Source organism: Rathayibacter sp. VKM Ac-2801, assembly GCF_009834245.1.
GTDB lineage: Bacteria > Actinomycetota > Actinomycetes > Actinomycetales > Microbacteriaceae > Rathayibacter.
The window spans coordinates 2,891,571-2,904,580 of the sequence record NZ_CP047183.1; the positions used below are offsets into that span (position 1 = coordinate 2,891,571).

Sequence of the window (13,010 nt, forward strand, 5' to 3'; positions counted from 1 at the left end):
GGGTCAGAAGCCCGCGGGGGCGAATGCCTGCGACATCTGGGAGAACAGCGACACCGTCCAGCCGATCGCGATCAGGAACGACACGACCACGACGCCGAGGAAGATCCAGAGCGGGAGGAGTCCGCCGCCGGTCACGCGCTTCACGACCACGCTGCGGCCGATCACGTAGACGTAGGGAGCGGCGAGGAAGGCCCACGCCCAGTGGAACGGACGCTGCAGGCCCGCCCGCTTCAGCTGGCGCCAGTCGAGGAAGGCGAAGACGACCTCCGCCGCGTAGATCAGGAAGCCGACGACCTGGAGCACGCCGAGGCCGACGAGGTAGGCGGTCGACATCCCCATCGAGGAACTCGGCCCGTAGGTCGAGGCCATCGACGAGTCGACGATCGCGCTCGGCGGGAGGAGGAAGATCGACAGCGCCGAGAGCAGCGGCAGGAGGACCACCACCCAGATCCACGGGGTGGAGGTGACGAGGCTCGTGTCGCGCTGCTGCACTGCTGCTCCAGGAGCCGCGGCGTAGGCCGGGTACTGCGGCTGCTGACCGTAGGGCTGCTGCGGCTGCTGACCGTAGGGCTGCTGGCCGTATCCCTGCTGCCCGTACTGCTGGGGGGCCTGCTGGCCGTAGCCCTGCTGCGGCTGCTGCTGGCCGGAGGGCTGCTGCGGCGGGGACTGCTGGCCGTAGCCCTGCCCGTACCCCTGCACCGGGTCGGCGGACGACGGCTGCTGCGGGTACTGACCCGAGGCCGACTGCCCGTAGCTCGTCGCCGCTCCGCTCGACGTCTCCCCGTAGGCGGGACGCTCGGCGGGCGCGGCGGGCGGAGTCGGCGCGGTCGGCGGAACGGGAGTCGCGGCGGCCTGCACCGACCCGCTCCCGGTCGAGCCCGTCGGGGCGCTCGGAGTGGCCGCGGGGGCGTCGCGGAGCGACTCCGTCCAGCCGGTTCCGTCCCACCAGCGCTGACGGGACGAGCCCGCCGGGTCCGGGTACCACCCGGCGCGGGGTCCGGAGGCCTCGCCGCCCGTGCTCGCGCCCTGGTCCGTGCCGGTTCCGTTGTCGTCCGTCATGGCGTCCTCCACTCCCCTCCGGGCGTCTGCCCGCGATCTCGGACCACCGTAGCGCCGCGATACGATGCGCCGCCTGGGGGCGGGCTGATCGCCCGCTGTCCGAGCGCTGTCCGCACCGGCAGACGCCGGGCGCTGCGACCGCCAGGATGGACGCATGCCCCACCTCCTCCGAGCCCGTGCCGCCCTCTTCGACATGGACGGGACCCTCGTCGACTCGACGGCCGTCGTCGAGACCATCTGGGGCGCCTTCGCCGAGCGCTTCGCTCTCGACCACGACGCGGTGCTCGGCGCCGTGCACGGCGTCCGGGCCGCCGACAGCGTCCGCCGCTTCGCTCCGGCCGGCAGCGACGTCGATGCGATCGTCACCGAGCTCGACGCCTACGAGCTCGAGCACACCGAGGGCACCGTCGAGATCCCCGGAGCGACGGCGTTCCTCGCCTCGCTCCCCCGCGAGCGAGTAGCCCTGGTCACGTCCGCGAGCCCGGCACTGGCCGCCGCACGTCTGGCCGCGGCGGGCGTCCCCTCCCCCGACACCGTCGTCACCGCGCACGACGTCGCGAACGGCAAGCCCGCCCCCGACGGCTACCTCGCCGCCGCGGCTCTGCTCGGCGTCGCCCCCGAGGACGCGCTGGTGTTCGAGGACGCCGAGGCCGGCATCCGCGCGGGCCTGGACGCCGGCATGCGCGTGATCGTCGTGGGGAGCCACGAGAGCGCGAGCACCCAGGGGCTCCCCCGGATCGCGCACTACTCCGACGCGCGCGCCGCGCTCGAGGGCGACGAGCTCGTCGTCACCCTCGGCGGGCCTCAGTAGCGGATCGCGTCGATCACCTTCACCCGCACGGCGACGATCGCCGGCACGAGGCCCGCGAGCGCGCCGACGAGGGTGGCCGCCCCGAGCCCGAGCAGCGCCGCCTCGGCCGGGAACGGCGGGATGTCGGTGATCCCGTTGTCCTGCACGAAGGCCACGGTCCACGGGTTGGTGATCAGGACGACCGCGATCGTCACGCCGACCACTCCGGCGACCACGGTCGCCACGACGCTCTCCATCATGATCGAGAAGAAGATGCGGCCGGAGGAGGCGCCGAAGCTGCGCCGGATGCCGATCTCGCGGATCCGCTGCCGGACGGTGACCAGGGCGATGTTGAGAAGTCCGAGTGCGCCGAGCGCCAGCACCAGGCCCGCCACACCGCCGATCACCCACGTCAGCACGCCGAACGGGTCGGAGTCGTAGACCAGGTAGTCCTGCCGGTCGACCGACACCTCGACGTCGGGTCCCAGGGCACCGGCCACGTCGCGCTCCACCGCGGCGGAGAGGGGCTCGGCCAGGTCGAGCGGCACCCACATCTCGTAGTTCGGCACGCCCTGCCCGCCGTACTGCGGGTCGGCGTCGCGGGCCACCGCCGGGTAGGCGTCCGCGAGCATCATCATCGACGGCTCCGTCTCGAACTGCGAGGCGGGGGTCACGCCGACGACCACGCCCGTGACGTCGCGCTCGGAGCCGAGCAGGGTGACCACCGGATGGGTGCGCAGATCCGGGCTCCCGATCCGCTCCCAGAAGCGCTCGTTGACGACGAGGGCGGGAGCGAGGCGCTGGGAGTCGCGGGCGGTGAACCAGGCGCCGTCCACGATCTTCAGCCGGTGCATCTCGGCGAAGGGCTGATCGACCGCCTGCACCGCCACGTCGACGGCGCCGTCGGCGAACTGGACGCGCGCACTGCCGTAGGTCGAGCGGCTCGCGTAGGTGATGGAGTAGCGCTCGAGCGCACCGGTCCACGCGGCCTGGAGCGCGTCGGCGTCGACCTCGGTGCTGCCGGCGCCGGAGGCGTAGGCCGAGAGGAAGAGACTGGCGGGGCGGCCGCTGGAGCGCTCGGCCTGCTCGATGCTGGCCTGGCGGGCGATGCCGCCGGCGGCGACGACCGCGGTCAGGGCGGCGACGGCCACCGCGACTCCGATCAGCGAGAGCAGCACGCGGCCGCGGTGGATCCGCAGCTCGGTCCACGCCTCGACGATCGCTCCGGCGATCCCGACGAGCGCGCGCATCAGAGGATCACCGCCTCGGCGACGGGGCCCGCCTCCGCGGTCGCGCCCAGGCGGCCGTGGTCGAGCCGGTAGTGGCGCTCGGCCCGCGCCGCGATGGCCGGGTCGTGGGTGATGGTGACCAGCGCCGAGCCGGACTCGCGCGCGATCTCGTCGAGCAGGCCCATCACGCTCTCGCCGGTGTCGGTGTCGAGGGCGCCGGTCGGCTCGTCGGCGAGGATCAGCCGCGGTCGGCGCACCAGGGCGCGGGCGATCGCGATCCGCTGCTGCTCGCCGCCGGACATGCGCCCGGGCATCGAGTCCACGCGGTGCCCGAGGCCGACCCGCTCCAGCATCTCGGCCGCGAGATCGCGGCGGCGCCAGAACTCCGACCCGGTCGCGTAGAGCAGCGGCGTCATCACGTTCTCGCGGGCGGTCCGCCCCTCCAGCAGGTTGAACTGCTGGAAGATGAAGCCGATGCTGCCGCCGCGGATGCGCGCGCGGGCCCGCGAGGACAGGGTCTCGGTGGGAGCGCCCTCGAGCAGCATCCGCCCCTCGGTGGGCTCGTCGATGAGTCCGAGGATGTTGAGCAGCGTCGACTTGCCGGAGCCGCTGCGCCCCACGACCGAGACGTGGTCGCCCTCGCCCACCTCGAGGTCGACGCCGTCGAGGATCGTCAGCGGCGGCGCGTCGGGCAGCGGGACGACCTTGCGGATCCCCTCGAGCCGGAGGATCGTCACGAGCAGAAGACCGAGCCGTCGGGCTGCGCGATGCAGTCGCCGCCCAGCTGGACGTCGGGAGCCGCCTCCTCCGCGCCCGGCACGAACTGCAGGAGCTCGGCGCCCTCCTCCACTCCGCCCGTGATCTCGACGGAGCTGCCGTCGGTGAGTCCCAGCGTCACCGGGACCTCCTCGGTGCTGCCGTCGTCCGCACGGCGGAACACGACGCCGGACTCCGCAGTGCCCTCGACCGCGGTGGTCGGCACGACCAGGACGTCCTCGGCCTTGCCTCCCGCGAGCGTCACCGAGGCGGCGAGCCCCGGGAACACGGTGACCTCCGTCGGCACCTGGCAGGTGAAGCTCGTGCCGGACCCTCCGGTGGAGGTTCCACCACCGCCGCCGTCCGTCGCTCCGCCGGTCGTGCCGCCCTCGCCGGCTCCGGCGAGTGGGGTGCTGATGGTGAGGTCGGTGCAGGTGAAGCCCGCGGGACCGCCGGTGATGGCGACCTGCGCCTCCGTCGGCCGGTTCTGGATGCGGTAGAGCTGCTGCGCGTCGATCGTGCCGGTGACGGCGTAGCTGGGCGGCGCGACCTGGCCGGTCACCTCGCCGACCGTGACGGCCTGGTCGTGGATGACGCCGAGCGCGCTGAGGGTGCCGCCGGTCGCGGCGTAGACCCGCTCGAAGCGCACGGAGGGCTCCTGCTGGGTGAGGGTGACGACGCCGTCCGGGCCGGTCGTCTCGACCGGGTCGCGCGGAGTCTCGACGCGGATGTCGTAGACGAGGTCGCCCGACGCGACGGCCGCGCCCTGCTGCACGTAGACGTCGTCGACCGTTCCGGCCGCCGTCGCCTTCAGCGGCACGGCGGGGTCGGCGGCGACGGTGCCCTGCAGGGTGAGGTCGTTGGTGACCGTGCCGCGGGCGACCGCGACGGTCGGCTCGGTGATCTCACCGGTCGGCTGCGTCGGATCGGCCTCGGCCGCGCTGTCCGGGAAGAACGCGATCTTCACGAGGGCGATGCTCGCCGCTCCGATGATGACCATCCACACGATCGGGAACACCCAACGCCGAACCGCACCCATAACGTCCCCCGACACCTCTTCCGGAGCGCTCCGCCATGGGGCGCCGGAGGCAGCCTATCCGGCGAGGAGGTCGCGTCCCGGACCGTGGCGCGCCCGTCAGCCGGCGAGCGCAGCGACGATCGAGGCGACGCGGCGCGCCCTCGTCTCGGCGGCCTTCGCCCCCTCGACCGACGTGACGTGGGCCTTCCGCGCGCTGTGCGAGAGTGCGGCGAAGCGCTCCGCAGCGCCCGCCGCGGCCAGCGCGGCCGCCAGGTCCTCCGGGACGACGACCTCGCGCGGCGCGGTGTCGAGCTCGATCACGACGTCGATCGCGTCGCCGCCGGCGAGCTGCGTCTCGCGGCGCTTCTCGGCCGAGAACGGGATGAGCGCGCGGCCGCCCATCGCTCCGACCGTGCTGGTGAAGCGGTAGCCGTTCACCGTCACCGCGACGGCGGGCCGCTTTCCGCCGCCGAGGGCTTCGAGGACCTCGGGCGGCACCTCGATGCCGGTGTTGCTGCCCGTCTGGAAGAGCGTCGTGGTGAACTGCACGAGGCGATGATGGCACGGTCCCCCACGCGTCGCGCGGCCGACCGCCGCACTGACGCGAGGGGCCGTCGACGGGATCGTGGCCGGCCGACCGGGAGCGCAGGAGCGAGGGGTCGGCGCGGTCAGCAGGAGCGGGTGTCGGGGTCCCCGAGCGAGGAGCGCACGGCGTCGACCGTCATCCTGCCCTCGGGGTCGAGCCGGGCGAGCATGCGCGACATGATGTCGGCCAGCTGCGGGATCTGCTCGGCGTCGAGCGGATCGATGACATCGGCCAGCACGGTCGCGACGTGGCCGGGCGCCGTCTCGACGATCTTCTGGAGGCCGGCGTCCGTGAGCACCGCGTTCGTGGCGCGGCCGTCGGAGGCGCAGGGGCGGCGCTCGAGGTAGCCGCGGGCGACGAGGCGGGTCACCACGTGCGAGAGCCGGGGCAGGGTCGCGTTGGTGCGGGCGGCGAGCGTGGTCATCCGGAGGGCACGGTCGGGCGCCTCGGACAGCATCGCCAGTGTCAGGTACTCGAAGTGCGTGAGCCCCGCGTCGCGCTGCAGCTGCGTGTCGAGGGCGCCCGGCAGCAGTTCCACGACCGCGATGAAGCGCAGCCAGGCGTCGAGCTGATCGGGCGTCAGCCAGCGTGTCTCGGGCGCACTCATCCCCCCACCCTACCCACTACTTGCCGCGACAAGTAAGTCCCTCCGTCGCCCTGCGCCACTCGCGCTCCGCGTCCCAGCGGATCGCTGTAGCCGCATGCACCCCGCTCTGCAGAACGCCCCGTCGGGAAGCCGACCGCGCCACCCTCGTCCACACCGCCCCCGCCAGCACCACCCACGAGGCGAACCGCCGATCCGCGTGCCAGCGGATCGCCGTAGCCGACCGCACCCCGCTCTGCACAACGCACCCCGTCGAGAAGCCGACCGCGCCGCGCCCGGCCAGGACGGGCGTGGAAGGAGGCACCGCCGACCGCGTCACCTCTTCACCACGGACACCCTCCCGCCCGACCCACGAGGCGAACCGCCGATCCGCGTCCCAGCGGATCGCCGTAGCCGAACGCACCCCGCTCTGCAGAACGCCCCGTCGGGAAGCCGACCGCGCCGCCCTCGTCCACACCGCCCCCGCCAGCACCACCCACGAGGCGAACCGCTGATCCGCGTGCCAGCGGATCGCCGTAGCCGAACGCACCCCGCTCTGCACAACGCACCCCGCCGCGAAGCCGACCGCGCCACGCCGGGCAAGGACCGGCGTGGAACGAACTACAGCACGTCGTCGCTCAGATCGATCGGGTTGCCGAAGCGGTGGTTCGTGATCGAGATCGCCTGCTCGCGGAGGAAGGGCAGCAGTTCGACGCGGCCGGCGGGGGTGACCGGGTCGGCGTAGACGGCGGTGTCGAGGGCGCCTCCGAGGGCTTCGGTGAGGGCGGTCGCGAGGGGGACGCGGGATCCGTCGGCGCGGGTGAGCGGGACCGGCGTGCCCGTGCTGCCGCGGGTCATGCCGGCGACGACGTCGGTGAAGGAGCCGGTCGAGTCGGACGATCGGCGGACGACGGTCTGCTGTCCGGGCGACGGGCTGCCGGGGGCCTGGGGCCCGGCGTAGCCGTCGACGCGGTCGGAGACGATGTCGCCGATGATGCGGATGCGCGGCGCCGTGATGCGGCCGGCCGCGGCGCGCTCGAGCCACTCGGCGTCGGTCTCGACGACGATGCGCGGGACGAGGCCCGCCATCTCGGCGAGCTCGTCGCCGCCGAGCATCTCCTGGACCCGCGGCGGGAGCGGGACGGACGTGGAGATGTCCATCCGGGAGCGGGTCAGCAGGCCGGCAGCGATGACCCGGAGGAGCTCTCCGAGGTCGCCGCCGTCGGCCAGGCGGAGCGCGATCGGCAGGCGGAGGTAGCGGAACAGGTTGCGCTCGACGCCGACCTTCGAGATGTCGGTGACGACTCCGAACTCGGTCGCCCAGGCGAGCTGGTCGGAGAGGGCTGAGCGGCGGAGCAGGTCGAACTGCTCGAACCGGAGCGAGGACTGGGCCGCCTCGATGAACTGGCGCGCGCGGTCGTCGAGGCCGCGCAGGTGCAGCGTCGAGGAGGAGCGCGCGGGCGAGGGCTTCCAGGAGCCGAGGCCGATGAGGTGGTTGGGTCCGCCGGCCTTCGCGCCGCCGCCGACCGACGATCGCTTCCAGCCGCCGAAGGGCTGGCGCCGGACGATCGCTCCGGTGATGCCCCGGTTGACGTAGAGGTTGCCCGCCTCGACCGAGTCGATCCAGAGGGCGAGCTCGTCGGCGTGGAGCGAGTGGAGTCCGGCCGTGAGCCCGTACTCGGTGCCGTTCTGCATCCGGATGGCGTCCTCGAGGGTCGCCGCGTGCATGATCCCGAGCACCGGGCCGAAGAACTCGGTGAGGTGGACGTAGCTGTCCTCGGTGACGCCCTCGCGGATCCCGGGCGACCAGAGCGTGCCGCTCTCGTCGAGGCGCTGGGGCTCGACGAGCCACGACTCGCCTCCGCCCAGCGTGGTGAGCGCGTGCAGGAGCTTGCCGGTGGGCTGCTCGATGAGCGGTCCCATCACCGCCGACGGATCGACGGGCCGGCCGACGCGGAGCGACGTGACGGCGTCGACCAGCTGGGCGCGGAAGCGCTTGGAGCGGGCGACCGAGCCGACCAGGATCACCAGGGAGGCGGCGGAGCACTTCTGGCCCGCGTGCCCGAAGGCGCTGCGGACGATGTCGGCGACGGCGAGGTCGTAGTCGGCGTGGGGGGTGACGATGATCGCGTTCTTGCCGCTGGTCTCGGCCTGCAGTGCGAGGCCGGGCCGCCAGGAGCGGAAGAGGCGGGCGGTCTCGTAGGAGCCGGTGAGCAGCACGCGGTCCACGAGGGGGTCGGTGATCAGCGCCCGTCCCAGCTCATCCTCGTCGAGGTCGACCAGGGCGAGGAGCTCCTGCGGGATGCCCGCGTCCCAGAGCGCCTCGACGAGCACGGCCGCCGAGCGGCGCGCCTGGGGAGCCGGCTTCACCACGACTCCGGAGCCGGCGGCGAGCGCCGCGAGGATCGATCCGGCGGGGATCGCGACCGGGAAGTTCCACGGCGGAGCGACGACGGTGACCCGCGCGGGGACGAAGGTGGCCCCGGTGACCGCGTCGAGCTCGCGGGCGCGGGTGGCGTAGTAGTGGGCGAAGTCGATGGCCTCGGAGACCTCGGGGTCGGCCTCGGCGATCGTCTTGCCGGTCTCGGAGGCCATCACCTCGATCAGGCGGTCGCGGTTCGCGGCGAGGACGAGACCGGCGCGGTCGAGCACGGCCGCTCGGTCGTAGCCCAGGCGCTCGCCCCAGCGCTCCGCGCGGCGGGACACCGTGCGCAGCACCTCCTGGAGCTCCGCCTCCGTGCTCACGCGCGCGGCGTCGGCCGTGCCCGCTCCGATGGTCGAGCCGGCGATGCGCTCGGTGATCAGGCGCGCCCAGCGGCGGTTGCCGGGGAGGGCGGGGTCGGTGTCGGGCTCGTTGTGGAAGCCCGCGGTCGCGGCGGCGGCACCGGAGCCGCGGCTGAGGCCGAGGACGGCCTGCGTCAGGCCCGCGGCGGCCGGGTCCTGCGCCCGCTCGCCGGCGCGGGCGTGCTCCTGGACGAGGCGGCGGCCGGAGCCGGAGGACCACTCCCGCAGGCGGTCCTGCGTGCGGTTCGGCGGCGGGACGGAGTCGTCGAGGGCCTCGAGCGAGGCGCGGAAGCGGCCCAGCTCCCGCTGCAGCACCTCCTCGTCGTCGAGGCGGAACGCGGCCGAGAGGAAGTTCTCGGGGCTGCTGTTCTCCTCGAGCCGGCGGATGAGGTACGAGATCGCCACGTCGAACTCGTGCGGGTGCACGACGGGCGTGTAGAGGAGGAGGCGCCCCACGTCCTCGCGGACGGCGCGCGCCTGCCCGGTCGCCATCCCGAGCAGCATCTCGATCTCGACCGCGCCGGTCACCCCGCGCTCGGTAGCCGTGAGCCACGCCCAGGCGAGGTCGAAGAGGTTGTGCCCGGCGACGCCCACTCGCACCGCGTCGACGCGCTCCGGCCGCAGCGCCCGGTCGAGCAGGCGCTTGTAGTTCGTGTCGGCCTCCGCCTTGCTGCCGACGGTCGCGAGCGGCCAGTCGTGCAGGGCCGCGTCGACCCGCTCCATCGCGAGGTTCGCGCCCTTCACGACGCGCACCTTGATCGGGGCTCCGCCGCGGGCCCGGCGCTCCTGGGCCCACTCGGTCAGCTCGTCGAGCACGCGGACGGAGTCGGGCAGGTAGGCCTGCAGGACGATGCCCGCCTCGAGGTCGAGCATGCCCGGCTGCTCGAGGAGGCGCCGGAACACGGCGACCGTCAGGTCGAGGTCGCGGTACTCCTCCATGTCGAGGTTGATGAAGGCGGGGTCGGCTCCGGACGCGGCCGCCTGGTAGAGCGGGGTGAGCCGCTCCACGACGCGGTCGACCTCCTCGTCGAAGGCCCACATCGACAGCTGGCTGACGACGCTCGAGACCTTGACGCTGACGTAGTCGACGTCCGGGCGCTCGAGGAGGCGGAGGGTCCCCTCGAGGCGGCGGCGGGCCTCTCGCTCGCCGAGCACGGCCTCGCCGAGGAGGTTGAGGTTGAGCCGGTCGCCGCCCTCGCGCAGCGCGGCGACGGCCGCGCCGAGACGGGCCTCCGAGGCGTCGACAACGAGGTGCCCTACCAGGCGGCGGAGGACCCGGCGGGCCGCGGGCACGACCACCCAGGGCAGCACGGGGCCGACGGCGCCGCCGGTGCTGATCGCGGCGCGCAGGTAGGAGGGGAGGAAGGCGGGCGTCTTCGCGGTGAGCGCCGCGAGGTTCTCGGCCGCGACCGAGAGGTCCTCGGGCCGGGCGACGCCGTCGACGAACCCGACGGTGAAGTCGAGGCCGTTCGGGTCCTGGAGCACGCCCGCGAGCCGCTGGGCGGCGGGCTCGACCGGGAACTCGCCGCTGCGCGCGATCCAGCGGCGGACCAGGGACTCGACGCGCTCGATCATCGGGCGGTCGTCGACCTCGGGCTCGGCGGCGGCAGGTGCCGCGAGCTCCGGCTCCGACGCGGCATCGGACTCGGGCACGGCCTCGTCCTCAGCGTCGGGCTCCTGCGCGTCCTGAGACACGTCCACGTCCTCGTCCACGGAGGCGGACTCCAGTGCGGGCTCGACCTCGGCCCCGCTCCCGGAGTCATCGGCCTCGACCTCGTCGTCCGGCTCCGCGCCGCCCTCCGCCGCGTCTCCCGGCGTCCGACCCTCGACGGTCGCGTCGACCCCGCTCCGCACGGCCGCGTCGTCGGGCTCGCGCTCCGGGTCGCTGCCGGGCACACCTGGGGTCGTCGACTGCTGCATCCTCCGAGGCTAAGCCCGACCCGCCGCCCGGACGCGGCGTGACGCGGTGGTCGCGCCGACTCGCCCGCGAGCCGCCCCTGTGGAGGAGCGGATCAGTGCCGGCGGTGGTCCTGGATGGTCATCCGCGGGCCGTGCCGCGGCTTCCTCGCTCCGCTGCAGCCGATCAGCCGGATGACCCGCTGCCGGTGCCCGCGCCACGGCTCGAGGAGCTCGAGCATCCCGTCGTCGTCGACCCCGAGCCGGCCCGTGAGCGCGAAGCCGACCGCTGCGGCGAGGTGGTAGTCGCCCACGCTGACCGCATCCGGATCGCCGTGGGCGCGCATCATCACCTCGGACGCCGTCCAGGGCCCGATCCCCGGCACCGACTGCAGCCGGCGGGCGACCTCGTCGCCGCCCCGCCCGAGCGCGAGGGTCCGCTCGAGGCCGGAGGCGACGAGCGCGGCGGTGAGGACGGTCCGCGAGCGCCGCGGATCCACTCCCGCACGATGCCAGTCCCACGACGGCACGCGCCGCCACTGCTCCGCGCTCGGCGCCACGTGCAGGGCGGCCGGCCCCGGGGCGGGCTCCCCGTGGAGGCGCACCAGCACCCGGTAGGCGCGCCACGCCTCCGTGCTGGTGACCTTCTGCTCGAGGACCGACGGCGCGAGCATCTCGAACACCAGGTTCGCGCGCGTGAGTCGCAGGCCGGACGAGCGGCGGAGCACCTCGGCGAGCGGCGCGTGGGCAGTCAGGTCGAGCCCGCTCCAGTCGTCGCCGTGGCCGAGGAGCTCGGGGACCGCGTCGATCAGCCACTCCGCTCCCCCGCCCCAGGCGCGCGCGTGCACCGCGCCGTCCGCCGCCTGCCGCAGGTGCAGGGTGCCCGGGCCGAGCGGGGTGCGGAACGCCCGCCAGAAGCCGGACGCGTCGAGGAGCATGGTCGGGTCGCCCGAGCCGCGCAGCAGCGTGCGGAGGGTGAGCGCGAGGCTCACCGGCTCCGACGGCGCGTAGACCGTCGCCCAGGAGGGCTCGGGAGCGGGGGCGGGGATCGACACGCAGCGATGCTAACCGGCGGCTCCGACACCCGAGCGGACACTTCTCCGCAGAACCCCCATCCACGACGTGTTCGGAGCGACACGCCCGGCGGATTGGTCCAGACGCCGTGAACACATGCGCGGATCCGATCCCCCGTTTTTACTGGTCAGCAGGTCGATCCCGGGCGTAGCTTCGCGCTGTCGCGGCGGCGCTCCAGCCGCCCGGCACCCGCCTATCACTGGAGATGCGCACATGTTCGACACGACCTTCATCCGCAACGCGATCGTCAAGAGCTCTGAGACCGCTCTCGACCGTCGCCGCTTCTTCGAGGCCACCGGCGTCGCCGGCCTCGGCATCGGAGCCGCGGCCTTCGCCGCGCCCACCGCCTCCGCCGAGGAGGTCGCTGCCAGCGGCCCCAGCGACGCCTCGATCCTCAACTTCGCCCTCAACCTCGAGTACCTCGAGGCCGAGTTCTACCTCCGCGCCGTCTACGGCACCGGCCTCGGCGGCTCGGACGTGACCGGCAAGGGCACGCCCGGCGGCGTCATCGGCGGCCGCCCCGTCGACTTCAAGACCCCGTGGCTCAAGAGCTTCGCCACCGAGGTCGCGAACGACGAGAAGGCCCACGTGCAGTTCCTGCGGGCCGCGCTGGGCACCGCGAAGGTGGCCCGCCCGGCGATCAACCTCAAGGACAGCTTCAACTCCGCCGCTGTCGCGGCGGGGCTGATCAAGGCCGGTCAGTCGTTCGACCCGTTCGCGAGCGAGTCGAACTTCCTGCTCGGCGCCTTCGTCTTCGAGGACGTGGGAGTGACCGCCTACAAGGGCGCCGCCCCCCTCATCCAGTCGAAGACCTACCTCGACGCGGCTGCCGGCATCCTCGCGGTGGAGGCGTACCACGCGGGCGCGATCCGCTCGGCGATCTACGCCGCCGACCTGTCCGACTCGGCGAACAAGCTCTCCGACGCTCGCGACAGCCTCGACGGCAAGACCGACCTCGACCAGGGCGTCAAGGTCAACGGCCAGGCGAACATCGTCCCGACCGACGGCAGCTCGATCGCGTTCAGCCGCACCCCGGGCCAGGTCCTCAACATCGTGTACCTGAACCCCGCGGCCGGGACGCGCACCGGCGGATTCTTCCCCCGCGGCGTCAACGGCGAGCTCGTCACCACCTAGTCCGAACAGCACCGAGCACGACGACGGGCCCTTCCTCGAGGCGGCGAGGAGGGGCCCGTCGTCGTCCGCGTGCACATCCGTTCACCGGGTCCTCTAACCTG

10 protein-coding genes are annotated in these 13,010 nt (G+C 73.6%); 2 read left to right on the forward strand and 8 right to left on the reverse strand.

The window, feature by feature from the left end:
- Positions 1–3: 3 nt before the first annotated feature.
- Positions 4–1,059 (reverse strand): DUF2510 domain-containing protein, encoded by a 1,056-nt coding sequence (locus GSU45_RS13490; RefSeq protein ID WP_159915629.1) that lies wholly within the window; start codon positions 1,057–1,059, stop codon positions 4–6.
- 154 nt (positions 1,060–1,213) lie between these two features.
- Between GSU45_RS13490 and GSU45_RS13495 the strand changes: the two genes are divergently transcribed.
- Complete coding sequence (locus GSU45_RS13495) at positions 1,214–1,870, forward strand: HAD-IA family hydrolase (RefSeq protein ID WP_159915631.1); 657 nt, start codon at positions 1,214–1,216, stop codon at positions 1,868–1,870.
- Here GSU45_RS13495 and GSU45_RS13500 read toward each other — a convergent pair.
- The 7 genes from GSU45_RS13500 to GSU45_RS13530 form a co-directional block, all read right to left on the reverse strand.
- Positions 1,864–3,099: an ABC transporter permease gene (locus GSU45_RS13500; protein ID WP_159915633.1), complete on the reverse strand. Its 1,236-nt coding sequence runs from the start codon at positions 3,097–3,099 to the stop codon at positions 1,864–1,866. The genes GSU45_RS13495 and GSU45_RS13500 overlap by 7 nt on opposite strands.
- On the reverse strand, positions 3,099–3,815 hold the full coding sequence (locus GSU45_RS13505) for an ABC transporter ATP-binding protein (protein WP_159915635.1): 717 nt from the start codon (positions 3,813–3,815) through the stop codon (positions 3,099–3,101). The genes GSU45_RS13500 and GSU45_RS13505 overlap by 1 nt, the downstream gene beginning before the upstream one ends.
- A complete protein-coding gene (locus tag GSU45_RS13510) occupies positions 3,812–4,834 on the reverse strand; it encodes an efflux RND transporter periplasmic adaptor subunit (RefSeq protein WP_159915637.1) in 1,023 nt (340 codons plus the stop codon). Before GSU45_RS13510 ends, GSU45_RS13505 begins: the two co-directional genes overlap by 4 nt.
- Positions 4,835–4,969: 135 nt before the next feature.
- On the reverse strand, positions 4,970–5,401 hold the full coding sequence (locus tag GSU45_RS13515) for a YdeI/OmpD-associated family protein (RefSeq protein ID WP_159915639.1): 432 nt from the start codon (positions 5,399–5,401) through the stop codon (positions 4,970–4,972).
- Between the two features lie 119 nt (positions 5,402–5,520).
- On the reverse strand, positions 5,521–6,045 hold the full coding sequence (locus GSU45_RS13520) for a MarR family transcriptional regulator (protein WP_159915641.1): 525 nt from the start codon (positions 6,043–6,045) through the stop codon (positions 5,521–5,523).
- Positions 6,046–6,642: 597 nt separating this feature from the next.
- The gene (locus GSU45_RS13525; protein WP_208543551.1) at positions 6,643–10,380 is read right to left on the reverse strand and encodes a proline dehydrogenase family protein; all 3,738 of its coding nucleotides are present in this window, start codon (positions 10,378–10,380) and stop codon (positions 6,643–6,645) included.
- 437 nt (positions 10,381–10,817) lie between these two features.
- Positions 10,818–11,756: a DNA-3-methyladenine glycosylase 2 family protein gene (locus GSU45_RS13530; protein ID WP_244248120.1), complete on the reverse strand. Its 939-nt coding sequence runs from the start codon at positions 11,754–11,756 to the stop codon at positions 10,818–10,820.
- A gap of 232 nt (positions 11,757–11,988) precedes the next feature.
- Between GSU45_RS13530 and GSU45_RS13535 the strand changes: the two genes are divergently transcribed.
- Positions 11,989–12,909 carry a ferritin-like domain-containing protein gene (locus GSU45_RS13535; RefSeq protein WP_159915643.1) on the forward strand — a complete coding sequence of 307 codons (921 nt, stop codon included), beginning with the start codon at positions 11,989–11,991 and terminating at the stop codon, positions 12,907–12,909.
- Positions 12,910–13,010: the final 101 nt, after the last annotated feature.

Bases quoted from the DNA above. Each gene is read 5' to 3' on its own strand.
- GSU45_RS13495 (WP_159915631.1), top strand. From the start codon at position 1,214: ATGCCCCACCTCCTCCGAGCCCGTGCCGCCCTCTTCGACATGGACGGG.
- GSU45_RS13535 (WP_159915643.1), top strand. From the start codon at position 11,989: ATGTTCGACACGACCTTCATCCGCAACGCGATCGTCAAGAGCTCTGAG.
- GSU45_RS13500 (WP_159915633.1), bottom strand. From the start codon at position 3,099: ATGCGCGCGCTCGTCGGGATCGCCGGAGCGATCGTCGAGGCGTGGACC.
- GSU45_RS13490 (WP_159915629.1), bottom strand. From the start codon at position 1,059: ATGACGGACGACAACGGAACCGGCACGGACCAGGGCGCGAGCACGGGC.
- GSU45_RS13510 (WP_159915637.1), bottom strand. From the start codon at position 4,834: ATGGTCATCATCGGAGCGGCGAGCATCGCCCTCGTGAAGATCGCGTTC.
- GSU45_RS13525 (WP_208543551.1), bottom strand. From the start codon at position 10,380: ATGATCGAGCGCGTCGAGTCCCTGGTCCGCCGCTGGATCGCGCGCAGC.
- GSU45_RS13520 (WP_159915641.1), bottom strand. From the start codon at position 6,045: ATGAGTGCGCCCGAGACACGCTGGCTGACGCCCGATCAGCTCGACGCC.